The organism is Comamonas sp. B-9 (assembly GCF_000410635.1).
In the GTDB taxonomy this organism is placed as follows: Bacteria; Pseudomonadota; Gammaproteobacteria; order Burkholderiales; family Burkholderiaceae_C; genus Comamonas.
On the sequence record NZ_KE148675.1, the window covers coordinates 1 to 22,255 of the forward strand.

Annotated in this window: 20 protein-coding genes and 2 pseudogenes; 4 read left to right on the top strand and 18 right to left on the bottom strand. The window is 63.0% G+C overall.

Annotated elements, in window-relative coordinates:
• Positions 1-103: 103 nt before the first annotated feature.
• Positions 104-1,063, bottom strand: coding sequence for an MBL fold metallo-hydrolase (locus tag H928_RS0124540; RefSeq protein ID WP_021028870.1), 960 nt, complete (start codon positions 1,061-1,063; stop codon positions 104-106).
• A gap of 733 nt (positions 1,064-1,796) precedes the next feature.
• On the opposite strand from H928_RS0124540, the gene H928_RS0124545 reads away from it, so the two are divergent.
• Positions 1,797-3,812 (top strand): IPTL-CTERM sorting domain-containing protein, encoded by a 2,016-nt coding sequence (locus tag H928_RS0124545; protein WP_158400645.1) that lies wholly within the window; start codon positions 1,797-1,799, stop codon positions 3,810-3,812.
• Between the two features lie 552 nt (positions 3,813-4,364).
• A complete protein-coding gene (locus H928_RS0124550) occupies positions 4,365-6,380 on the top strand; it encodes an IPTL-CTERM sorting domain-containing protein (protein WP_084635958.1) in 2,016 nt (671 codons plus the stop codon).
• Positions 6,381-6,634: 254 nt separating this feature from the next.
• Here the strand turns inward: H928_RS0124550 and H928_RS0124555 are convergent, their stop codons facing one another.
• Complete coding sequence (locus tag H928_RS0124555; RefSeq protein WP_148293310.1) at positions 6,635-7,894, bottom strand: hypothetical protein; 1,260 nt, start codon at positions 7,892-7,894, stop codon at positions 6,635-6,637.
• Positions 7,895-8,615: 721 nt separating this feature from the next.
• Here H928_RS0124555 and H928_RS0124560 point away from each other — a divergent pair.
• Positions 8,616-9,539 (top strand): midcut-by-XrtH protein, encoded by a 924-nt coding sequence (locus H928_RS0124560; protein WP_239645075.1) that lies wholly within the window; start codon positions 8,616-8,618, stop codon positions 9,537-9,539.
• A 75-nt stretch (positions 9,540-9,614) separates the two neighbouring features.
• Here H928_RS0124560 and H928_RS29770 read toward each other — a convergent pair.
• The 9 genes and pseudogenes from H928_RS29770 to H928_RS0124600 all read right to left on the bottom strand — a co-directional run.
• Positions 9,615-10,327: pseudogene (locus H928_RS29770) on the bottom strand (aldo/keto reductase); the annotation flags it as partial.
• A gap of 267 nt (positions 10,328-10,594) precedes the next feature.
• Positions 10,595-10,804, bottom strand: a pseudogene (locus H928_RS33905) (aldo/keto reductase); the annotation flags it as partial.
• 184 nt (positions 10,805-10,988) lie between these two features.
• On the bottom strand, positions 10,989-11,354 hold the full coding sequence (locus H928_RS0124570) for a RidA family protein (RefSeq protein ID WP_021028875.1): 366 nt from the start codon (positions 11,352-11,354) through the stop codon (positions 10,989-10,991).
• A 48-nt stretch (positions 11,355-11,402) separates the two neighbouring features.
• Complete coding sequence (locus H928_RS0124575) at positions 11,403-12,707, bottom strand: FAD-binding oxidoreductase (RefSeq protein WP_027011369.1); 1,305 nt, start codon at positions 12,705-12,707, stop codon at positions 11,403-11,405.
• A gap of 13 nt (positions 12,708-12,720) precedes the next feature.
• On the bottom strand, positions 12,721-13,488 hold the full coding sequence (locus H928_RS0124580; protein ID WP_027011370.1) for an ABC transporter ATP-binding protein: 768 nt from the start codon (positions 13,486-13,488) through the stop codon (positions 12,721-12,723).
• Between the two features lie 20 nt (positions 13,489-13,508).
• Complete coding sequence (locus H928_RS0124585; RefSeq protein WP_021028878.1) at positions 13,509-14,252, bottom strand: ABC transporter permease; 744 nt, start codon at positions 14,250-14,252, stop codon at positions 13,509-13,511.
• Positions 14,253-14,293: 41 nt separating this feature from the next.
• Positions 14,294-15,277: an aliphatic sulfonate ABC transporter substrate-binding protein gene (locus H928_RS0124590; RefSeq protein WP_021028879.1), complete on the bottom strand. Its 984-nt coding sequence runs from the start codon at positions 15,275-15,277 to the stop codon at positions 14,294-14,296.
• 116 nt (positions 15,278-15,393) lie between these two features.
• On the bottom strand, positions 15,394-16,356 hold the full coding sequence (locus tag H928_RS0124595) for a LysR family transcriptional regulator (protein ID WP_021028880.1): 963 nt from the start codon (positions 16,354-16,356) through the stop codon (positions 15,394-15,396).
• A 239-nt stretch (positions 16,357-16,595) separates the two neighbouring features.
• Complete coding sequence (locus H928_RS0124600; RefSeq protein WP_021028881.1) at positions 16,596-17,327, bottom strand: SDR family oxidoreductase; 732 nt, start codon at positions 17,325-17,327, stop codon at positions 16,596-16,598.
• Positions 17,328-17,456: 129 nt separating this feature from the next.
• Here H928_RS0124600 and H928_RS0124605 point away from each other — a divergent pair, with 129 nt between their 5' ends.
• Positions 17,457-18,272 carry a LysR family transcriptional regulator gene (locus tag H928_RS0124605; RefSeq protein ID WP_021028882.1) on the top strand — a complete coding sequence of 272 codons (816 nt, stop codon included), beginning with the start codon at positions 17,457-17,459 and terminating at the stop codon, positions 18,270-18,272.
• Positions 18,273-18,342: 70 nt separating this feature from the next.
• Here the strand turns inward: H928_RS0124605 and H928_RS32670 are convergent, their stop codons facing one another.
• From H928_RS32670 to H928_RS33910, 7 genes are all read right to left on the bottom strand, one after another.
• Positions 18,343-18,765: a putative signal transducing protein gene (locus H928_RS32670; RefSeq protein ID WP_158400647.1), complete on the bottom strand. Its 423-nt coding sequence runs from the start codon at positions 18,763-18,765 to the stop codon at positions 18,343-18,345.
• A gap of 211 nt (positions 18,766-18,976) precedes the next feature.
• On the bottom strand, positions 18,977-19,264 hold the full coding sequence (locus tag H928_RS0124615) for a GNAT family N-acetyltransferase (protein ID WP_021028884.1): 288 nt from the start codon (positions 19,262-19,264) through the stop codon (positions 18,977-18,979).
• A gap of 94 nt (positions 19,265-19,358) precedes the next feature.
• Complete coding sequence (locus H928_RS29775) at positions 19,359-19,691, bottom strand: hypothetical protein (RefSeq protein ID WP_021028885.1); 333 nt, start codon at positions 19,689-19,691, stop codon at positions 19,359-19,361.
• A 19-nt stretch (positions 19,692-19,710) separates the two neighbouring features.
• Complete coding sequence (locus H928_RS0124625) at positions 19,711-20,121, bottom strand: DUF2251 domain-containing protein (RefSeq protein WP_021028886.1); 411 nt, start codon at positions 20,119-20,121, stop codon at positions 19,711-19,713.
• Between the two features lie 94 nt (positions 20,122-20,215).
• A complete protein-coding gene (locus tag H928_RS0124630; protein WP_021028887.1) occupies positions 20,216-21,052 on the bottom strand; it encodes a hypothetical protein in 837 nt (278 codons plus the stop codon).
• 97 nt (positions 21,053-21,149) lie between these two features.
• A complete protein-coding gene (locus H928_RS34160; protein ID WP_021028888.1) occupies positions 21,150-21,437 on the bottom strand; it encodes a DUF3325 family protein in 288 nt (95 codons plus the stop codon).
• Positions 21,437-22,255 (bottom strand): PepSY-associated TM helix domain-containing protein (locus tag H928_RS33910; RefSeq protein ID WP_043341958.1); only part of this gene is annotated, 819 nt, incomplete at its 5' end. The genes H928_RS34160 and H928_RS33910, both read right to left, overlap by 1 nt.

The window sequence follows — 22,255 nt, forward strand, 5'->3', positions numbered from 1 at the left end:
ATATGGCGCCACACCGGAATGCCCCGCTGCTGCGGGGGGGCGGGCGGCGCGGCGGCACTGCGCGCCTGCGCCACGGAATGCATCGTGCTCGCTGCCATGGCGCTCACCCTTGCAGCTGGGCCCAGACGTCCCGGTCGCGCTCGGCCGTCCAGATGCGCGGCCAGCTGATGCCGTCGAACTCGTCCCACAGGCGCTGCACATTGAACGGCAGGCAGTGCTCAAAAATGGGCCAGCGGCCAAACTGGGGCGCCAATGCCTGGTGGGTGGCCTCAAAAGCCTCCTTGAGCGTGCCGCCGCGCCGGAATACCGGGCCCACCTGGTCGATCATGCCCTGGAGGAACGCGCGCGTCTGCTCGATGGCCGCGTCGCATGCCGCTTCGCCCCGGGCCACCGCGCCCCGGCCGCCGACCAGGTTCTGCGCGCGGTACTGCTTGAGCTGGTCCAGCGTTGCGCCGGCCCATTCAAAGTGGTGGGCATCGCCCGTGTACAAGGCCGCTTCGGCCTCCACCAGATCGCCCGCAAACAGGGTTTTGCTCTTGTCGTGCCAGACCACGATGTCGCCCGCCGTATGGCCCCGGCCGTTGAACTGCAGCTCCAGCTTGCCGCGCTCGCCTCCCAGTTCGATCTCGTGGCGGGTGGCAAAGGTCTGGGTCGGCCGGGTCAGGCCCGGAATGCCCTCGAACTCCTTGAACAGGCGCGGCATGCGGCCGTATTCGCTGGCCCAGTCCTGCTCGCCGCGCTCCTCGATCAGCTGGCGGGTCACGTCGCTGCTGATGATGTGCTCGGCCTCAAAGGCCGATGCGCCCAGCACGCGCACGGCATGGTAGTGCGTCAGCACCAGGTATTTGATCGGTTTTTGCGTGTGGGCCCGCAGCGTGCGCAGCCAGTCACGCGCTGCCGCTGGTGTGGCGCGTGCCTCGATCGCGACAATAAAGTCCTCGCCCTCGATCGCGCCCACATTCGGGTCGCCTTGCGCGGTCAGCGCATAGACCCCGTCGCCCAGGATCTCCAGCGTCTCGGTTTTGGCCGTCATGTCGGCCGATGATGCAAAAGGTTTTGCCATCGCTTTGGTGCTCCTCGGTAGTCCATCCATGGTGTTCATTCACGCCAACGCGGCTGCCTGCCAAGCCAAGCCCGGCCCTTGCCACAGCGTCTGCGCCCATGCCAACCAGTCTGCTGTGGCTATGCAGCGCTGTCTGTCCATAGGTTGATGGACAAGCAGCACGGATCGGGCAAGGCGGTGTTGATTTACCTCAGGTTTTTTTGCGAGCACACGGGTATATCCCTAGCTTTGTTCCACCCGCCCGACATGGGCAAAAACCGCTGCTCCAGGCACCGGGTGCTCTGGCTGGCCCCGCTGCGGCGGCATCGGGCATGTTCTCGGCACGACGGCAACCAACGCCGGCCTCGCAATGCGATGCCAGCAGCATCAACCAACCGCTGCAAGCAATGAGAATAATATAAAAATGTAATCGTACTTTGTTTATTAATTGGCTTCATTTATCTTTATTGCCATCGCCATGGCGTGCCTTTGGGCCCTGGATCTGAACGCGGGCTTGGGCGAATCATGTCCATTCCATGGGGCTGAAGAGGCTCCCTGCAACGGTGGTTTTCATGCAGGTGGATGCTGTGGTCAGGCGGCATGGCTGCAGCAGAAAGCCGCGACCGGTGCTGGCTGGTTGCAGCGTCCGGTGATGCGGCATGCAAAGACGTTTCAAACGCACATGGAGAGGGGATTCAAAAGTTATCGGCTGCGTTTGTTTCTTTCACTGTCTCGCCAATAGGAGGAAATGAAGATGCAAAGGCTCTCAAACTTTTTCAGGCTGTGCATGGCCGCCTTTTTGCTATGTGCAGGTGCGCAGCAGGCTTGGGCACAAAAGGTGCTGCTGCTGACAACCAATGTCACGGGTGCCAGTGCCGAGGATGCTTATGTCCGCACGGCCTACGACAACCTGCAAGGTGAATTTGCTTCGCAACTCGCCGATCCCAGTGATCTGACGCGCCTGTCGGTGTTGAGCACTGCTGGATCGATCTCGCAGCGCACCTTTAGCGATGCGCCCGGCCCTTATGACCTGGTCATCGTTGCCAGTGGATATAGCGCTATCGATTCTTCAAATTGGACCGTATTGCAGGATGCCTTGGCCAACCGCTGGGCCAATACCATCGTGCTCTTTGTCGATGGCTGTTGCGAGGCACAGAATGGCGGCAATGCGCGCCGCATGGTCGACACCTTGAATGCAGGCACCGGCTCGGCTTTTGCATTGGGACGAAGTGCTGATGATTTAAGGTTCCCGCTCAATACCAATTCCCCATTTGCAGCCAACTTCGCAGGCTTGAATCCGTTCACGGGAGGTGTCATCTCCTATATCAATAACGTGCCCGCGGACAACGCGCTTTACTTGGCGCATGGAACGCCTTCCTCCAGCTTTCCCGCGCCAGGCACCACGCCCGTCAACGATGTGTACGGGTTATTGATTCCCACCTTCCAATCCAACAATGGTCTCGGCGCTTGCGCATTTGCCGTGGTGGATGTTTCCCCTTTTCTGAATATTCTCCATTACCAGTCATGGACGGCTAACCGGGGCAAGGTGGGGCCCGCCTTTCTTCACGCTGCCACCTCCGAGACCGGCGCCTGCGGCCTGCCCAAGGTCAGCAAAAGCTTTGACAAGAGCGATATCTACCTGAGCGGTAGCGACAACAGCACCGTGCTGACGATCGATCTGTCCAATGGCACGCGCGATCCCATCCTCAGCGTCGATATGACCGACAACCTGCCCGTGCCTTTGGTGGTCGGCGCCGGTGCGGTGGGTAATACCTGCACGGGCGGCAGCCTCAGTGCCGTCGCTGGCGCCAATGTCATCCGCAGCAGCGGCGTGACCATTCCGCCCGGCGGCTGCAGCATCACGGTGCCGTTGGTCTGGCCCAACACCGATGCTGGCCGCCAGGCTTGCGTGAACACCCCGCTGCTGACCAACACCATCACGCCGGGCACAGACTTTGTCTCGCCGATTGGCCAGGTCAACACGCCAGCGACGGCCACGCTGACCTGCCAGCCCGCGCAGCTCTCCATCGCCAAGCAAGTGGTCTGGCCGGCCAACATCACGCCGGTGGATCTGACCGGCAGCAGCTTCCCCGTCTCGGTGGTCTGCACCGGCAGCGATGGGGTGGTCGCACCCGCGATCGACACCTCGATCACGCTGGATACGCCTAAGACCGGCAGCGTCTCCGTCACGCCGGTGATCGCCAGCGGCAGCTGCGTGGTGACCGAGGGCGCGCGCCCCGCGCCCCCCGCCAACCATATCTGGGTGGAAGACCCGGCGCCCAGCGTGTCCGTCCCCATGGCGGCACCGCCGGCGGCCAACCATGCGCTGCTGGTCAACACCTTGGCCCGCGCCAATACCGACATCACCATCATCACCGCCGTGACCGGTGGCCCGGCAGCGGGCATCAGCGGCAGCTTTAGCTTTAGCGCCCACTGCGGCACAGATGGCAGCTTCACAACGGCTGTCACCTTGAGCGGCAGCAATGCCGGTGCCATGGCCATCACCGGTGTGCCCCAGGGGGCCAGCTGCACCGTAAGCGAGGATCCGATCTTGCCCGCCGCTCCGGCTGGCTACGCCTGGAGTACCAGCTTGCCCGCCCCGGTGAGCCTGCTGACGGGCGATGGCGGCAATACGGCCTCCTTTGTCAACACCCTCGTGCGCACGGCGCCGCTGGTGCCTGCTGCCGTGCCTACGCTGCAGCAATGGGCGCTGGTGGTGCTGTCGCTGATGCTGCTGGGTGCTGCCACGCTGCGCCGCCGCCAACGCTGACTGCCCCAAGCCGCTGCCAGCTGGCTTGGCTGCAGGCCGTAGGCCCTTGCTACCGCTAGCCGCCCACAAGACGAGCGAAGACACCGAGGCATCCCCCATTGCCTCGGTTTTTGATGGCTGCTTGACAAGCAGGTGTGCGAATGCAGGTGGCTTTGCATGCTTGGCAAGGCTTGGCTAAGCCCCTCTGCAGCGGTGCAGCCTGTGCCCGCTGAGCCAGTAGCTCCCCCTGTGAAGGCGCTGGGCCGGATGGTGCGCGCGACCACCTCCAAACCCCACAAGCTGCTGTCAATGCTTTTAATCAATTAACAACACAATTGCAATAGATTGCATTTGATAGATTGGTAAATTTTCTCAATAGCTTTTGCGTATGTATGATGCCATTTCACACGATATCTCTGCAGCGCAAGGTCGCCTCCTTGCGGCCCTTGTGCGCCATCAGGGCCGCGTAACGGCAGGCGTTTGCCACGGCCGGCCGCAACAGCCGCCCGGTAGGCGGTCCATCGGTTTGCGTTGCAGATCTGTTTTTAGATGGACAAGTAAAGAGAGGACGAAATGAAAAATTTCCCCCATTTTCTAAGGCTATGCCTGGCGGCTTTGTTGCTATGCGCGGGTGCGCAGCAGGCCTGGGCACAAAAGGTGCTGCTGCTGACGACCAATGTCACCGGCGCCAACGCGGAGGGTGCCGATGTTCGTACTGCTTACGACAACCTGCAAAGTGAATTTGCTGCGCAACTGGCTAACCCCAGTGATTTGACGCGCCTGTCGGTGTTGAGTACTGCGGGTGCGATCTCGCAGCGCACCTTTAGCGATGCCCCCGGGCCATATGACATCGTCATTGTTGCCAGTGGAGGTAGCTCTATTGATTCTTCGAATTGGGCCGTTTTGCAGGATGCCTTGGCCAACCGCTGGGCCAATTCCATCGTGTTCTTTGTCGATGGCTGTTGCGAGGCACAGAACGGCGGCAATGCGCGCCGCATGGTGGCTACCTTGAATGCAGGCACCGGTTCGGCTTTTACATTGGGACGAACTTCAGTCGACTCGATGTTCCCGCTCAATACCAATTCTCCCTTTGCAGCGAATTTTGCAGGCTTGAATCCGTTTGCGGGAGGGGTCATCTCCTATATCAATAATGTGCCAGCCGACAACGCACTGTATTTGGCACAGGGAACGCCTTCCTCCAGCTTTCCCGCGCCAGGCACCACGCCCACCAATGATGTGTATGGCTTGCTGATTCCCACCTACCAATCCAATAACAGCCGCGGTGCCTGCGTGTTCGCGGTGGTGGATGTTTCCCCTTTTCTGAATGTTCTTCAATACCAGTCATGGACGGCCAACCGGGGCAAGGTGGGCCCTGCCTTTATCCATGCCGCAACCTCCGAGACCGGCGCCTGCGGCCTGCCCAAGGTCAGCAAAAGCTTTGACAAGAGCGATATCTACCTGGGCGGTAGCGACAACAGCACCGTGCTGACGATCGATCTGTCCAATAACACGCGCGATCCCATCATCAATGCCGATATGACTGACAACCTGCCCGCGCCTTTGGTGGTGGGAGCAGGTACTGTCGGCAATACCTGCACGGGCGGCAGCCTCAGTGCCGTCGCTGGCGCCAATGTCATCCGCAGCAGCGGTGTGACGATTCCGCCCGGCGGCTGCAGCATCACGGTGCCGGTGGTCTGGCCCAACACCGATGCTGGCCGCCAGGCTTGCGTGAACACCCCGCTGCTGACCAACACCATCACGCCGGGCACGGACTTTGTCTCGCCGATTGGCCAGGTCAACACGCCAGCGACAGCCACGCTGACCTGCCAGCCCGCGCAGCTCTCCATCGCCAAGCAAGTGGTCTGGCCGGCCAACATCACGCCGGTGGATCTGACCGGCAGCAGCTTCCCCGTCTCGGTGGTCTGCACCGGCAGCGATGGGCTGGCCTTGCCCGCGATCGACACCTCGATCACGCTGGATACGCCTAAGACCGGCAGTGTCACCATCACGCCGGTGATCGCCAGCGGCAGCTGCGTGGGGACCGAGGGGGCGCGCCCCGCGCCCCCCGCCACCCATATCTGGGTGGAAGACCCGGCGCCCAGCGTCTCCGTCGCGATGGCAGCGCCGCCAGCGGCCAACAACGCGCTGCTGGTCAACACCTTGGCACGCGCCAATACCGACATCACCATCAGCACCGCCGTGACCGGTGGCCCGGCAGCGGGCATCAGCGGCAGCTTTGGCTATACCGCCAACTGCGGCGCCGATGGCAGCTTTAGCGCCACGGTAAACCTGAGCGGCAGCAGCGCCGGCGCGATTGCGATCACCAATGTGCCCATGGGCGCCAACTGCACGGTAGAACAAACGCCCACCATGCCAGCGGCCCCTGCAGACTACGTCTGGAGTGAGACGCTGCCGGCAGAAGTGGGCTTGGTGACCGGCCCCACCGGCAACACGGCGTCCTTTGTCAACACCCTTGTGCGCACGGTGCCGGCCGTGCCCGCTGCCGTGCCCACGCTGCAGCAATGGGCGCTGGTGGTGCTGTCGCTGATGCTGCTGGGCGCTGCCACGCTGCGCCGCCGCCAGGGCTGAATGCACTAAGCCACTGCGCGGCAGCAGGGGCTGGGTGGGCCACTCCACCGGGCTCCTGAGCGCCGATACGCCAAACCGCCGGGGCCGCTGCCCCGGCTTTTTTGTGCCCGCGCCAGGGTGCAGCAGCGGCGGCGGCGCACTGGGCACCAGTGATAAAAATGCCCCGGGCGCAGGCCACGGGGCATCGATTGGATAGGGCAGGGTGGCCGTGCAGCGCACCCTGGGGTCTTGTTAGGCCGCGACGCGCCGCAGGCTCAGACCAGCTTTCGGCGGGCAAGGCCGACCAGCAGCAAACCCAGGCCCGCCAGCGCCAGCGGGTGGCCGACTGGCACGGCCTTGGGCACGACGACCACGGGGGCAGTCACCTCCAAGGTGACGGTGGCCGTATCGCATTGCGTGGCCTGCACGGTGCTGCAGATCTGGTAGCTCACCGTGTAGGCACCGGGCGTGGCGGCCGCGCCAATCAGCACATTGCCATCGGGCGTGACGGTGATGCCGGTGGGCCAGGTGCCCACGGGCGTCAGGGCCACATTGCTGGTGGTGGCGGGTGCCGCATCGACCGTGTCGTTGGCCAGCACATTGACGGCGGTGACTGTGCCGCTGCTGGGGCGGGTGATGGCGGGGGCGGCGTCATTGACGGCGTCCACCCCAATCAGCTGCACACCGCCAATGCCCTTGAAGGCAAAGATAAAGGTGTTGGGCGTGCCATCGGTGCTGGGGGTGCCGGGCGGATTCTGGCTAGGTTTGCCCAGCGAATAGGCCTCGGCGCCAAAGGCGGCCAAGGCTGCCAGCGCATCGACCTGGTTGCCCGCTGCGCCATAGCCAATGGTGAACTCCACCTTGGCGCCGGGTGCAATGGTGCCAAAGTTGAAGCGGAAGTGCGCGCCGTGGTCCTCGGGGCCACTGTCCTCAATATCCTGGTTGGTAAACAGAATGCCAGCGTCGGGGTTCAAAGGGTCTGCGTTGTGAAAACCGTTGTCGCTGGAGAAGACCAGCGCCGTGCTGCTGCCGCGCTGGATGGTCGTGTATTCGCTGAACTGGGTGGGGAACACATCCCAGTCCATTGCGCGGCCATACAGGGCTTCGACTGGTGCGGACGAGATGTTCTCGATCGTGACCTTGACTTCGTAAATATTGCTGGTGGCCGAAGAAGGCGCAAAAGCATGGGTCACGCGGAAGGTATTGAAGGCATTGGCCACGGCGGTAGCGGTGGTGGCCGTAGCGCTGAAAGACTCTGACGTAATCCCTTGAATACCGACATCGGCGCCGGTATAGCCCGACGTATTGCTCAGGGCATCGGCAACGCCCCAGGCCTCGCAGAAGCACCCTGGTGTCAGTCCATCGGCACCACTCGTCAAATAGGTAATGCCCGTCAGCGGCGATATTTCCTGGGGCATCAGCGAGCCATCGTTGCGCACTCCCACCCGCAAGGTGCCATTTTCAATATTGGCCTGCGCCAGCACGATCGCCGGCACGGCAACCACCATCCCCGCCAACAGTTTTCCCAGTTTCATGCTCTCACCTCATCTAGTATTTAAATTTATGATGAGGTTTTTTATCATAGTTATATAGGATGATGGCTGTACTGGGTGGATGCAGCTCTAGTAGTGATATTTAATAAAAACATGAACTTACTATGATTTCTTGGAAATTACCAAAGAATGTGGGTGACTGTTCACATTTGTTAAAAATTGTCAATTTCTAAGCATGTGCATGCAGTGATATCTCTAGGGAAAAGCAAATTTGGACGTGGTTTTAGCAAAGATTTTTTGAAGAGATGCGGAAAAAAGACGAGCGACTTACAGTTCTTGGAATTCGCCTGGGATACCCGATAAAAAGGCTGCGGCAATGGAGCGGCGATTTGCCGAAAACATTGATGTAAATCAATTCCCATCCGCTATGGGTGCAGGGGCGATGCCTTGCACGGCGTAGGCGTGGATATTTGGTTATCGACAGGATTGTTTGCATTTTGAGCAATATGTAATTTTTTATTACTTATAGAATTGAATTCATATTTAAGAGATTTCCTGACTACCGCCCTCCTCGTTGTATAGAAAACATTTTCCTGGCTGGGCAGTGGCCACCTCTTGTGCCCTTCAAAGAAAGCCATGGCGCGAACACATCGCCAGGCCTAGTACGGGCGCTGGCATTTTTTGTTTTTTTGCGAGGGAAGATGCAATGACGATGCCAGCCAATATCCGGCATATGCCGGCCACAGGGATGCCTGCCACCGGGATGCCGGCCACCACGAGCCGAGGTGTTCGCCTGGCGGCAACCGCTGCCTTGGCAGCTTGGGGGCCGTCCGCTTGGGCGCAGGCGGCCGGCAGCTGCGAGATCTCTTTGGGCTATGCACCCGCGATCACGGCACCGCTGGGCGGTGCCACGGCCGTGCCTGGCCTGGGCATGCTGGCGGTGGCTGCGCTTGCGGCGCTGGTGGCAGGTCTGGCCTGGCGCCATCGCCACCAGGGCGGCATGCACCGCATGATGGCTGTGGTGGGCATGGCGGGGGCACTTGGCCTCTCGGCGCTGGGAGGAGGATCGCTGGTCGAGGCCGTGCGTGCAGCGGGCCCCTATGAGTTCAGCAATGCAGCGGGCGGCACGGTGGCCGACAGCGGTGTGGCCTATGCCGACCCAGCCCCGGTGCTGACGGTAACCAACACCAGCGGCGTGCGCATCCGCATCACTGCCAATGGCAATGCGGCCGAGACGGGCAGCTGTGCGCTGAACCAGGAACTGGCACCGGGCGCCAGCTGCACCACACAAGCCTATGCCTGCACGCCACCGGCGCAGCCCCTGCTGGTGATCAACAGCACGGCAGCGCCTGCCATTGGCTGCACCTCCAGCCCGGCGCTGAACACCTATGCCTATAACTCGACCAACCCGGGTGCGGGGGTGTTTTATGCGCACGCCCCGCTGATGGCCGCCGAGCCAACGTTTGATGTGCCAGGGGTGACCACGAGCTTTAGCTACACCCGCAATGCGACGGACGCCATCTATGGTGCCGGCAACAGCCTGAGCAATGAAACAGACCTGAAGACCGGTGTGGGGACCTTTACCTCCACCGCACCTGCGGGCTATGTCTTTGCGTCGGGCAACACCAGCACCCTGAGCTGGACGCTGCCTTACAACTGCTGGACGGCGCCGGCACAGGAGACCTAAGACCCGCAGCCCCAGGGCAGGGAGGCCAGAGCGGCGACTGTGGGGAGCTGCGTTGTATGGCCCTTATCGGGGCCGTCAGCGGCTGACCCGGCTGGCCAGATGGGCGGGGTAGCGGGCGCCTTCAATCGCAATGCGGTCCAGGGCTTCGCTGATGCGCTGCAGGTCGGTGCTGTCCAGAACGACTTGGGTGGCAGCCAGGTTTTCCTCCAGCCGGTGCAGCTTGGTGGTGCCGGGAATGGGCACTATCCAGGGCTTGCGGGCCAGCAGCCAGGCCAGGGCCACCTGCGCCAAGGTGATGCCCTTGGCCTGGGCCATGCTGCCCAGCGCATCGACCAGCGCCTGGTTGGCCTGGCGCGCCTCGGTGCTAAAGCGCGGCACGATATTGCGAAAATCATCCTGGGCAAAAGCGGTGTCTGCCTGGATCGCTCCGGTCAAAAAGCCCTTTCCCAGCGGGCTGAAAGGCACCAAGCCAATGCCCAGCTCTTCAAGCAGCGGCAAGGTGGCCTGCTCGGGTTCGCGCCACCACAGCGAATACTCGCTTTGCAAGGCTGCCACTGGCTGCACCGCATGGGCGCGGCGGATCGAATCGACGCCCGCTTCGGACAGGCCAAAGTAGCGGACCTTGCCCTCAGTAATCAGCTCTTTGACGGCACCGGCTACCTCTTCCATCGGCACGGCAGGATCGACGCGGTGCTGGTAGAGCAGGTCGATATGGTCCGTGCGCAGGCGCTGCAGCGAGGTATGGACCACCGCTCGGATGCGCTCGGGCCGGCTGTCGAGCCCGGCCTTAGAACCTGTTCAAAGTCTCTACGCAGCCGCGTTGGAGTGCAATCGGGATGAGTTCGAAGGGAGGGAGCGCAGCTTGCACCGGGGTGCAAGCAAGGGCCAGCGCGCAGAAATCGCCCGATTTCACTCCAACCCGTAGGGACAGTGGCTTTGGGGCCGGTCTGCGTCGTTGCAAATCCTCGCAATAGCTGGGCTATTGCTGCGGTATTGCGCCTCGCATCCCATCCCGCAAAGACACTGTCGCGGCGCGAGGAGACTTTGAACAGGTTCTTAGAGTCACCATCCTTGAAGCCAAACTTGGTGGCAATCACCACCTGGTTGCGCACCGGCGCCAGCGCTTCGCCAACCATCTCTTCGTTCAAGGCCCCATAGGCCTCGGCCGTGTCAAAAAAGGTGACGCCACGCGCTGCGGCATCGCGGATCAGCTGCACGCCTGCGCTGCGGCTGAGCCCCGGGCCATAGCCAAAGCTCAGGCCCATGCAGCCCAGGCCGAGGGCGGAGACCTGCAGGCCGCTGCGGCCGAGTGGGCGGGTGGGGATGGGGGTGTGGGTAGCAGAGTTCATGCCTATCAATGTAGGTATGTAGCCCCGTGATGACTAGATGGTCAGCATGGCACGCCATCATGAGCGGGGCTCATCAATGGCGGGCGCCATGCCGGCGGTATCAAGCGGCCGTGCTGGCCACCACGCAAATTTCAATCAGCTTGGCCGGGCTGGCCAGGCGCGCTTCCACCGTTGCGCGGGCCGGTGCATGGCCAGCGGCGACCCACTGGTCCCAGACCACATTCATCTCGGCGAAGTGGCGCATATCGGCCAGGTAGATCTGGCAGCTCAGGATGCGCTCCTTGTGGCTGCCATGCTCGGCCAGCAGGCGGTCAATCTTGGCAAGCACTTCTTCGGTCTGGCCGCTGATGCCGGCATCGACCTGGTCGGCGACCTGGCCGGCCAGGTACAAGGTGTGGTCGTGGCGCACGACCTGGGACATGCGGTGGTTGCCGCCGATGCGGGTGATGGTGTTGGTGGTAGTCATCTGCTGTTCTCCTGGGTGATGGCGCAAGCTGGCATTCATCAGCGCGCATCAGCGCTCAATGCCGGCCTTGTATTTCTGGTACTGGATGGTGCTGACCACGGCGATGCGGCGCAGCGGCTCGGGCGGCAGCCAACTGGGGCGCTCAAAGCCGAGCGCATCGGCCAGCTGGGGCGACTGCTGGCCGCAGGCCATCTCGCCGAGCAGCTTGCCGAACATGCTGCCCTTGAGCATGCCCGCGCCATTGCAGCCGATGGAGATGTAGAGGCCATCGCCCAGCTGGCCAAAGTAGAGCGCGCCGTTGCGGGTGAGGGCGGTGACGCCGCCCCAGACCAGCGGCAGCGCATGCGAGCGCATCTGCGGGTAGCGCATCTGGTAGCAGCCCTGCAGCGCCTGGCGCACCTGGGCGAGCGGCTCTTCGCTGTCGTACGAGTACGAGCTGCGCACCATAAAGCGCCCGCCCGCTACCTTGCGCAAGGTGGTGCCCAGGCGGTTGGCGGGGATCACGCCCCATTCCGGCGCGGGGCCCAGTTTGTGCAGTTCCTCGTCGTCCAATTGCTCGGTGAGGCCCGCGTAGGTGTAGATGGTGAACACGCGGTCCCGCGCAAAGCCGAGCTTGCGGGCAAAGCCGTTGTTGGCGATGACGATGTGCGGGGCGCTCAGCTCGGCGCTGGCGGTACGCACGCGGTGGGGCTTGCCTTCCGTGAGCGACAGCACGGGCTCGCCCTCCCAGAGCTGCACATTGGCCGGCAGGCTGTCGGCCAGGCCACGCACCAGGGCGGCGGGCTGCACAAAGACGTTGTTGTCCGAGTGGTAGCCGTAGTGGTAGTGCGTGGTGCCCAGCTGCTGCTGCAAGGCATCGCGCCCCAGCTCGGTGTAGGCCACGCCCCAGTCCTGGTACTGCTGGAGCGTGCTTTTGAGGCGCGCTGCGCCGTCGGGCGTGGCGGCTGCGTGGTACTTGCCCACGGGGTTCCAGCCGCAGTCGATCTGGTGCTGGTCGATCAGCGATTTGAGCCAGGCCAGACCCGTGTTGTAGAGCGCTATCTGCTTGCGCGCCACCTCGATCGGGCTGCCGTGGCCGGACATGCCGGTGTTGTGCGGCAGGTTGATCAAAAAGCCCGAGTTGCGGCCCGAGGAGCCATCGCCCACGGTGCTGGCGTCAATCAGCAGCACGCGGGCCTGGGGCTCGAGCTCAGCAATGCGGCGGGCAGCGGCCAGGCCGGTGACGCCAGCGCCAATGACGATGGCATCAAAGTGCCGCTCGCTGGGCGTCTGGGTATGGGCTTGCCTTTTGGGGAGCAAGGTATTCCAGCCCGAGCCCGCTTGGTAGCTCGGGAAAGTAGGTTGCTTGGACATGGGGTGGTGGGGGTTAGTGGCGGGTGGCCTGCAGGCTGCGCATGACCTCGGACTGCACGGTGTCCCAGATCTGGCCCTTGAGTTCGTTGTAGCGTGGCGAGAGCTGCACCTGCGCATTGCGCGGCATGGGCAGGTCGTTGCGGATGTCGGTGACCACGCGGCCGGGCCGCGCGCTCATGATCAGCATGCGGGTGGACAGCAGCAGCGCCTCGTCGATGGAGTGGGTGATGAAGATGATGGTCTTCTTGCTCTTTTCGTAGATCTGCAGCAACTCGTCCTGCAGCACCTGGCGCGTCATCGCATCGAGCGCGGCAAAGGGCTCGTCGAGCAGAATCACATCGGGGTCATTGGCGAGCACGCGGGCGATGGACACGCGCTGGCGCATGCCGCCCGACAAGGCATTGGGGTACTTGTCCTCAAAGCCCTGCAAGCCCACCATGTCGATAAAACGGCGCGCCACCTGCAGGCGCTCGGCCTTGGCAAGGCCCTTCATCTTGAGGCCAAAGGCGACGTTGTCGAGCACCGTGAGCCAGGGAAAGAGCGCGTACTGCTGGAACACCATGCCGCAGTGCGGATCGACCTTGTTGACCTCGCGGCCGTTGACGACGATGCGCCCGGCCGTGGGCTTGTCAAAACCGGTGACCAGGTTGAGCAGGGTGGACTTGCCGCAGCCCGAGGCGCCCAGCAGCACGACAAACTCGCCCTTTTCAATCTCCAGATCGACGCGCTCGAGCGCCTTGAAATCCCCGTAATGCTTGGCGATCCCCTGGATGGAGATCATCGGGCCTTTGTGTTGCGCGTTCATTGTTTCCACCTCAGTACCCAGTTTTCAATCAGTCGGAAGAAAAAGTCGGTGATCAGCACCGTGGTGCTGATGAGCACCATGCCCAGCACGACCACCTCGGTCTGGAAGAACTCCTTGCCGTTCATGATGAGAAAGCCCAGGCCTTCGCGGGCGGCGACCAGCTCGGCGGCGATCACGCAGGTCCAGGCCAGGCCCAGGATCACCTTGAAGCCGCTCAGGATCTGCGACAGGCTGCCGGGCAGGATCACCTCCTTCATCACCTGCCAGCGGTTGGCGCCCAGGTTTTGCGCGGCGCGCACCAGGAGCGGATCGACATTGCGCGTGGCCTCGATCACATAGACCATCGCCGGCGCAAAGCAGCCCATGAAGACGATGCTGTACTTCTGCGTCTCGGTGATGCCGAACCACAAGAGCGACAGCGGGATCCAGCTCATCGAGGGCAGCGGGCGCAGAAACGACAGGATGGGGTCAAAGGCGGCCCGGGCGTAGGACGAGGTGCCCAGAAAAATGCCCAGCGGAATGGCGACGGCGGTGGCCGCCAAAAAGCCGATCATCACCCGGCGCGCAGACGCCAGGATGTGGGGCCAGAAGGTGCCGTCGCCCAGCATGGCGGCGGCCTTGCCCAGCGCGGCGCTGGGCGGGGGCAGAAAGATGGGGTCGACCAGGCCTGCGCGGCACACGGCCTCCCAGACGGCGATGAACAGCAGCACGGAGGCCGCACTGGTGGCGGCCAGCGCCATGGATGAAGGGGGTTTGGCAATCACGGGGTGTGCTCCGGCCTTCAGACAAAGGAGGCATCGATCCAGTCTTTGACGACCGGGGCCTTGTCGATCTGCTTGTGCTTGACCAGCATCTCGGCGAGCTTTTGCAGGCCTTGCACAAACTCGCCGGTGAGCAGCTCTTTTTGCTGGGCTTGCGGGTACCAGTCCGAGCCGGTGACGGCCGACATCTGCTCCTTCATGGTGAGGCCGGTGAACTTGAGCAGCGCCTGCGAGGCCTTCTCGGGCTGCTCGCGCAGCAGATCGCTGGCCTTGAAGTAGGCCGACAGGTAGCGCTTGACCAGCTCACCGTTCTTGGCGGCAAACTCGCGGCGCACCAGCAGCACATCGGGGCCGGGCGTGACCTTGAAGGACTTGTAGAGGCTGAACTGCGAGTCATCGGCCAAGAGCTTGACGCCGGGCTCGCGCAGGATGTTGTCAAAGTGCGGGGTCCAGGCGGCGGCCGCATCGATCTGGCCGGTCTTGATGGCGCCATGCAGCTCCGGGCCGGGGATGTTGAGCACATCGGCCTCGCCGGGTTTGATGCCCGCCTGCTCCAGCACATCGAGCACCAGCAAATGGGTGCTGGATGCAAAGGTCACGCCAATCTTCTTGCCTTTGAGATCGGCCACGGTCTCGATGCCTTTGCGGGCGACCAGGCCTTCGACGCGGCCAAAGTTTTCTGGGATCGCAATGATCGCGAACTGCTTGGCGCCGCGCGACATCAGCGCCAGTGCCGAAACAATGCCAGCGCAGCCAATATCGACGCCGCCGGACATAAAGGCACTCATGCGGGCCGACGAGGTAGCAAAGGACTGCCAGTCCTGGTTGATGCCTACCTCCTTCAAATAGCCCTCGGCCATCGCCAGGTGGGCGGGGTAGTGGCCCAGCCAGGGTGAGCCCCCGTATTTGACGGTCGCATCGGCCGCCCAGCTGGGCAGCGACAGCGCACCGGCCAATGAGGCGGCGGCGCTTTGTTGGATAAAGGAACGGCGGCTGAGGGTCATATTTGTCTCCTTGGATTTCCTGTTTTTCAAGAGCTGGCCAATCGCTGGACAAGACACTCCCCTGGCGCGGATGCGGTGGCATCCCAGCCATGGAGAGCGGCTTGTGCAAGGGCTGGCTAGCTCAGCGCGATCCCGCTTCTGAGCCAGGGGATCAGTTGGCGTACATCGGGAAAGATGTCGTTTTCCATGACGCTTCTGCTCACTTGGAAGCAGTTCTCGGCCATGTCCACATACTCCCCCTCGCGGGAGAGCTGGTAGATGGTGCGGTGCAGGCTGGCGCCGGGCAGCGGAATGGCGGTGATCTGCCCGCTGTAGGTGCGGCCCTGCAGCAGGCAGATGGGGGTGGTGACGGTCCAGCCCAGGTCGGCGGCGACCATGGCCATGACCACGTCGGAGGTGTCAATCTCCAGATAGGGGCGCGGGCTGAAGCCCTGGCGGCGCAGGTGGCGCTCGATCAGCGCACCAAAGTGGGAGCGGGCGCTGAAGCGGATCAGCGGCATCTTCTCGATCAAGGTGGTGAGGTCGGCGTTCTTGAACTCTTTCTCGCGCACCTTGGGGATCACCGCGATAAAGGGCTCGGAGAAGATAGAGCGGCGCACGATGTGGTCGATGTCGTCGAGCGTGTCGGTCGTGACGATCAGGTCGAGCTGGCGCTTCATCAGCGCCGTCGCATGGCTGTTGGCCAGGCCCGACCAGAGCAGCAACTGGCTGGCCGATTCGGTGACCTTCTTGACGATGGCCGGCCCTGCCGTGGCGGCAAAGGAGTCGATCATGCCCACACGCATTGCCGGGCGGCTGGCCAGGTCGGCATCGCGCACATGCACCACCAGGCGTTCCATGTCTTCCACAATCTGCCCGGCCCGGCGGCTGAGTGCAATGCCTGCCGGCGTGAGCTTGAACGGCCGCTGCGAGCGGTCAAACACCTGCGTCTGCAAGATCGCCTCGATCTGCGTGATCGTCTGCGACACCGCCGATTGCGTGACCCCCAGCGTTGCTGCGCCCTTGGACAGGCTGCCCGAAGACGCCACCGCCTCGAAAATCTTCAAGGCGCGGACATCGAGACCCGAGGTTGTCTTCATGTCGTCTCCGTTGTGGATCCACTGCAGTGCCTGGGGCGCTTTTCAGTAGATTTTTAAGTATTAGTATTTCTACAAATACTAGCCATTAAGCGGAGATTTTGATAACAAATTAATTAAAACTAATACTTAGGATCAGTTTCGCTTTCAAGTTGGTTTGTTCAGGTGAGACACAAAAAAGCCTCCAAGGCCGCAACATGCTGGCGGCGAAGGAGGCTGCAGCCGGGGTGGAGCCGGTGCTTTTAGGCTTGCTGGCGCGTTGCGGCCAGCACGATTTCGCGAATGCAGACGCCGGCCGGCTGCGCATAGGCGTAGTGGATGGCGTTGGCCACATCCTGCGCCGCCAGCACCTTGCCGCCCATGGCGGTTTTCCAGTCCTCATAGCCGGACTTGATGGCTGCATCGGTGGTGTGGCCGAGCAGCTCGGTATCCACCGCGCCTGGGGCGATGGTGGTCACGCGCACGTTGTGGGCAGCGAGCTCTTCGCGCAGGTTCTCCGACAGGCCATGCACGGCGAACTTGGTGCCGACATAGGCAACATGGTTGGGGAAGGTCTTGCGGCCCGCGACCGAGCTCACATTGATGATGCTGCCGCGCTGGCGCTGCACCATGCCGGCGGCAACGGCATGCACACCGTTGAGCACGCCTTTGACATTCACATCGAGCATGCGGTCCCACTGGTCCGGGTCCTGGCGCGTGATCTCGCCCAGCAGCATGACGCCGGCGTTGTTGACGATGGCATCGGCCGGGCCAAAGCGGGCTTCGCCTTGTTGCACGGCGGCGGCCAGTGCGGCGCGGTCGGTCACGTCGACAGAGATCGCCAGCGTGTCGGGCAGGTTCAGCGCCTGCATGGGCTCCAGCCGGCGCGCCAGCAGCAGCAGGGGGTGGCCCAGTGTCGAAAACAGCTGCGCGGTGGCCAGGCCAATGCCCGAGCTGGCACCGGTGATGACGATCAGGGGTTGGCGGTTTTGCATGGTGTTGTGGCTTTCTAAAGAAATAGATTTTTCTGATGAATCAGTAGAGAATCTAGTGTAGATCGAGCGTATGGCGTTTGAAAAATGGTTTATTCTTCTTTCATTCATACGTTTTGCTTATGGCTTGTGATGGATTACCGCCAGTTCCGCGCCTTTGTCGCCGTCTTTGAAGAGCGCAATATCACCGCTGCCGCGCAGCGCCTGCACCTGAGCCAGCCGGCGCTGTCGGGCAGCATCCGCCTGCTGGAAGAGGCCCTGGGCACGGCGCTGTTTGTGCGCAAGGCGCGGGGGGTGGAGGTGACCGACGATGCCCGCGCGCTCTACCCCCAGCTGCGCCGCATGGTGGCCGAGGCCGACGACCTGGCCCAGCGCTTTCGCCAGCGCGGCGCGCGTGCGCGCCTGACCATTGGCGTGGAAGAAGATGTGGCCCGCAGCACCGTGCAGCACTTGGCCGCCACCGCCCGGGCTTGCGTGCCCGGCCTGCAGCTGCACCTGCTGGCGCAATGCGAGGGCGATGCGCGCCTGGCCAGCGAAGAGCTGCGCTGCGAGGACGAGCTGTTTTTACCGCTGCTCAGCGAGCGCTATGTGCTGGCCCTGCCCGCCCAAGCGCTGCCACCAGACCACGCAGCAGGCACCCCACAAGACCTCGCCACCGACTGGATCGTCTGCCCCAGCCACGCCAGCCACCAACGCCTGGTGCCCATCTACGGCAGCCGCGCCGACACCCCCGCCGCGCTGGCCGGCAATTTCTCGCTGGCGCTGGACCTGGTGGCTGCCGGTGTGGGCCGGGCGATCGTGCCCGAATCCCTCGCGCAAGCAATGCCGGGCGTGCAGACCCAGCCGCTGGAGGTGGAGCTCAAACGCCGCATTGGGCTGTGCTACAACGCGCAAGCGCTGGGCAATGGGGCGCTGGCGCAGTTGCGGGATGGGGTGTTGGGGGCTTGAGTCAAGCGGTGCCGTCATGGCTACCGCCGCAGCTGAGGATGACGCCTGGGCACTGCACCATCTGCCTGTCTTATGGTGCCATGGCGCCGCATTGCTTACAGAAATGTTCCTTGCCGGGCGGGAACGGTGTTGACCACAGCCAGAGCATCAAAAACGTTGCCACTGCAGCGCTCAGAGGGGTTTTGCGCCGGAACGCTGTGCCGCCACAACCCTTGCATACCCGCGCGTCACTGGGATAGTCATGCTCCAAGGCTTGCTCCAGCGTACCGTTGTCACGCTCGGCCAGCAACGACTGCGCCTGGTGGAGCAGGTGCGCAGGCACTACAACGCGAACGCCACCGAGTACCCGCGACATGGGCCATTGCAGGCCAATATGGTGCTCGCTGCGCAAATAGGCCGGAATGTCTTCTGATTCCAGCAATGCACGGCATACATGGGCTTGCCAGGCACTGTCGTGGGTCTCCACCGTGATAAATCGGACTTCCTGATCCATGCCCCTCCTAGGCCTGAAGTTGCGGCCAATGGAGCGAATCAAAGCGCGTTGCGCTTGCAAATTGGGCCTGCCAGCGATGCTACAGGCCCTTGTTTGGCAGCGTTGACGGTGAATGCATAAATGCGACACCCGCTTGGTTTGCTTTGGTAACGATGGTGCGCTGCGAAGCCCTGCATTGCCTGGCTGGCGCGATGCAGCGTGTGGCAGCGTATCAGGACAGCACGTCGCGCAGCGACGCATCCTTGGCGAACTGGGCCTTGGCAAAGGGGCACAGTGGCAGCACCTTGGTGTGGGTCTCACGGGCCCAAGCTACCAAGGCATTGAGCAACTGGCGGCCTGCTCCTTCGCCGCGCAGTGAATCATCCACTTCCGTGTGGTCGATGATGATCATCGTGGCATTGGTGCGGCTGTAGGTCATCTCGGCCACGCGTGTGGCAACGCGGTTGATAAAGAACGCGCCTTTGGAATCGGCTTCTTCGTGTTGGACGGTGTAGGGCATGCGGGCCTTGGGTTGAACAAAACCCCAAGAATAAGGGATGGCGGCAGCCCTGGGGGTGGAGATGGCTTGGAGCAGGGCGCTGATGCCTTGGGCTTTAATCCGTGCTGTCTGCGTCTTCGTCGTCGTCCTCTGGCGGGTTTTCAAACCGCTCCCAGGCGCCGCCCACTTCCTGGCGCCAGGCGCTCCAACCCAATGGCAGGTCTGCGATTTGTTCCAGGCTCTGGTCGCGCTCATAGATGCAAGCCATGCAGACCAGGAGGGCCTCGCCAGGTTCGTCGGAGGTGGCATCCAGAAACTGCCAAGCCCCATCGGCATCATGCGAGACCATCAACACTGGCAGATGCTCGCGTACCACCTTGGTCGTAGAAAAGCTGGCGGTGTTGTGCGCATCGGCAAAGGGCCAATGGTCAAACTGGTGGCTGTGCATGGCGATGCTTCTCGTCGTCTCAGGCTTCGGTGGCAAACAGCTCGACGGCCTCGTCCGACCAGTCATGGCCGCTCCAGCCGGAATCTGCATCAGGGGGCGGAAAGGCGGTGCGGCAGTAGCCATGCTTGGCCGCAAAATCAAACACGGCATGCGGGTAGCCATTGATCAGCAGCACGACCTTGCTGCCGTCGGTGGACCAGCCAATCGTCACCTCGGACGGCAGGTGCTTGTCGGAGACATCGGCCACGTTGTAGATGTGCAGCGCGTTCTGGATGGGTTGCTCGGCGTTCGCAAAATCCAGCGCATAGAAGTAGGCGGTGTCGCCATCGTCTTCAAACACCGCTGCATAGCTGCCTTCGGGCGCATTGCCTTGAAGGGGCTCGGCAGCGCCAATCTGGATGGTGTTCTGGGCGGTAACGACGATGGGCATGAACAGTCCTTGTCATGGATGGGGGGAAGCCGTGGCGGCCAGCAAAGGAGCAGCATAAACCGGCTTTGTGGCAGCGCTGGGTAGGCCAAGGTTGTTATCGCGTGCCCCGGATATGGGCAATCACTTCGCGCAAGGTGGTGGCCTCTGGCACCCACCAGTCAGCCAGCGCACCCAGCGCCACGGCGCAGACCAGGGCGCCGAGCAGCGGCTTCCAGGTCAGTCGCACGGCAGAGGCCAGCCAGCCTGCGCGCTCGACGCGCACGAGGGCGCGGGCGGTCATCATCGAAAAGGCCAGTTCCACCGCGACGGTCAAGAGCACATCGACGCCAAAGTACAGCCACAGCAGCGCGCCAAAGCCAAAGAAGGCCAGCAGCAAGCCGGCAAAAACGGCCAGGATGGGCACAATGACGATACCCTCATCGCCGCCACCGATATCGACCACATCGACGGCATCGGTCCAGGAGCTGGAAGCACCGGATGCAGTCGACGACAGGTCCACATCCGCCCAATCCCCCGACGCCCCGCCACCACCAAAATTGCCGCCTCCGCCTGCCTGCCAGTCGGGCGCGCCTTTGTCTACGTGCAGATCGGGCACCGGGTCGATGCCATCGACCCAGGAGTCTTCGCGCTTGCGCTCGTAGGCATTGCGCACCAGGTAGGCCGCCCACAGCCGCAGCACCAGCAGGTAGACCGCATAGCCCACGCCCAGGCTGATGGCATAGCGCAGCGCCATCGATGTCACCCTGGAATGGAGCAGCGCTGCCGTGACCGCCCACATCACCAGCAAGACCAGCAGCCCCATGCACAGGCCATGCAGACGCAGCCAGTGTTTTTTCTGCAGGGTAGATGCCATGTGCTGGGGCATGCGCAGCGATGACCAGCTGGACTTGCGCTTGCGCTGGGCGGCGCGGTTGTGGGGTGCTTGGGCCAAGGCTAAAGGGTGGGGAGTGAGGTCGGGAGCAGTGTAGCAGTGCGGATTTGGCGGTTGCCGGCCCCTTGGTGCACGCTGCTTTGGATGGCTGGGGCGCCTATCGCCCGCGCCCCTTTCCGCCACGCCCGGCCCAGCTCATACCCACCGCAATGCACAGTGTGGCGGGCACCAGCAAGCCCAGCCAGGTGATCCATGCCAGGCCGCTGTCCATCACCGCAAGGATGCCAACCAACGAAGCGAGCAAGCCCGTAGCGCCCAGCACCTGCAACCCACGCCGTGCACGGCGCCCTGACCACGCTAAAGGCAGATGCATCGCATGCCGGTCCATCGCCAAGGCCAGCGCGGCCAAGCCTAGCAGCATGCACAGCGCAGACAGCACCAGCATCAGCGGCGAACCTTTTGGCGGTGTTGCATGGCCAGGGCGCCTGCTGCAAATGCCAGGCCCAAGGCGATAAAGCCCAGGTCCATACCGGCCATCACCGCATCGCCCGTTTGCATTGGCTGCAGCAGGTTCCGGTGGCTGGTCGCGGCATTCAGCACAGGCAGCAGGCCAAAGCCCAGCGCTGCGCACCAGGCCAGCCAGCGCCAGGCTTTGGCAGGTGCGGTGCAGGCCGCCCAGACAAAGCTCACAAGCCAGGTGGCAAAAAGCGCATGCAGCTCCCATTGCGCGCGCGCTTCCATGCCGATGGGCCACAGCCGGTTGGCCCAGAGGTAGGCGGCAATGGCCACGGGCAGGCCCAAAATGGCCGCAGGGTTGAGCCGGCTGACGAGTGCATGGCCCACGCTCGGCTGGCGTGCGCTGCGCTTGGCGGACCAGAGCACCATGCCGGTGGCAATCATCACGCAGCCCAGCAGGCCCGACAGCAGGTACAGCGCGCGCAGCACTGCGCCTGCAAACAGGCCTTCGTGCAAGCCCAGCCACAGGTCGCGCGCGGCGCGCGGCACCGATTGCCGCGCAGGGCGCTCGGCCAGCAAGGCGCCGCTGACGCCATCAAATACGAGGATGCCGGCCTCACGCACGGGGCCTGCGGCAAAGTTGCCGATGGCGCTGATGCGCGCGTTGGCATCGCCCGGGTTCTGTACTGTGAGTACGGCCACGGGAGCGCCCTGCCACCGGGCCTGGGCCTGGGCCAGCAGCGGGGCAATGGCGGTCAGCGGCGCAGGCTGGCCGGAGGCCGGGGCCGCGGCCATTGGCGGGGGAAG

Bases quoted from the DNA above. Each gene is read 5' to 3' on its own strand.
- H928_RS0124595 (WP_021028880.1), bottom strand. From the start codon at position 16,356: ATGAAGACAACCTCGGGTCTCGATGTCCGCGCCTTGAAGATTTTCGAG.
- H928_RS0124540 (WP_021028870.1), bottom strand. From the start codon at position 1,063: ATGGCAAAACCTTTTGCATCATCGGCCGACATGACGGCCAAAACCGAG.
- H928_RS0124625 (WP_021028886.1), bottom strand. From the start codon at position 20,121: ATGCCCATCGTCGTTACCGCCCAGAACACCATCCAGATTGGCGCTGCC.
- H928_RS0124560 (WP_239645075.1), top strand. From the start codon at position 8,616: ATGCCGGCCACCACGAGCCGAGGTGTTCGCCTGGCGGCAACCGCTGCC.
- H928_RS0124590 (WP_021028879.1), bottom strand. From the start codon at position 15,277: ATGACCCTCAGCCGCCGTTCCTTTATCCAACAAAGCGCCGCCGCCTCA.
- H928_RS0124575 (WP_027011369.1), bottom strand. From the start codon at position 12,707: ATGTCCAAGCAACCTACTTTCCCGAGCTACCAAGCGGGCTCGGGCTGG.
- H928_RS32670 (WP_158400647.1), bottom strand. From the start codon at position 18,765: ATGGATCAGGAAGTCCGATTTATCACGGTGGAGACCCACGACAGTGCC.
- H928_RS0124555 (WP_148293310.1), bottom strand. From the start codon at position 7,894: ATGAAACTGGGAAAACTGTTGGCGGGGATGGTGGTTGCCGTGCCGGCG.
- H928_RS0124550 (WP_084635958.1), top strand. From the start codon at position 4,365: ATGAAAAATTTCCCCCATTTTCTAAGGCTATGCCTGGCGGCTTTGTTG.
- H928_RS29775 (WP_021028885.1), bottom strand. From the start codon at position 19,691: ATGCACAGCCACCAGTTTGACCATTGGCCCTTTGCCGATGCGCACAAC.
- H928_RS34160 (WP_021028888.1), bottom strand. From the start codon at position 21,437: ATGCTGGTGCTGTCTGCGCTGTGCATGCTGCTAGGCTTGGCCGCGCTG.
- H928_RS0124585 (WP_021028878.1), bottom strand. From the start codon at position 14,252: ATGGCGCTGGCCGCCACCAGTGCGGCCTCCGTGCTGCTGTTCATCGCC.
- H928_RS0124545 (WP_158400645.1), top strand. From the start codon at position 1,797: ATGCAAAGGCTCTCAAACTTTTTCAGGCTGTGCATGGCCGCCTTTTTG.
- H928_RS0124615 (WP_021028884.1), bottom strand. From the start codon at position 19,264: ATGCCCTACACCGTCCAACACGAAGAAGCCGATTCCAAAGGCGCGTTC.
- H928_RS0124605 (WP_021028882.1), top strand. From the start codon at position 17,457: ATGGATTACCGCCAGTTCCGCGCCTTTGTCGCCGTCTTTGAAGAGCGC.
- H928_RS0124580 (WP_027011370.1), bottom strand. From the start codon at position 13,488: ATGATCTCCATCCAGGGGATCGCCAAGCATTACGGGGATTTCAAGGCG.
- H928_RS0124570 (WP_021028875.1), bottom strand. From the start codon at position 11,354: ATGACTACCACCAACACCATCACCCGCATCGGCGGCAACCACCGCATG.
- H928_RS0124600 (WP_021028881.1), bottom strand. From the start codon at position 17,327: ATGCAAAACCGCCAACCCCTGATCGTCATCACCGGTGCCAGCTCGGGC.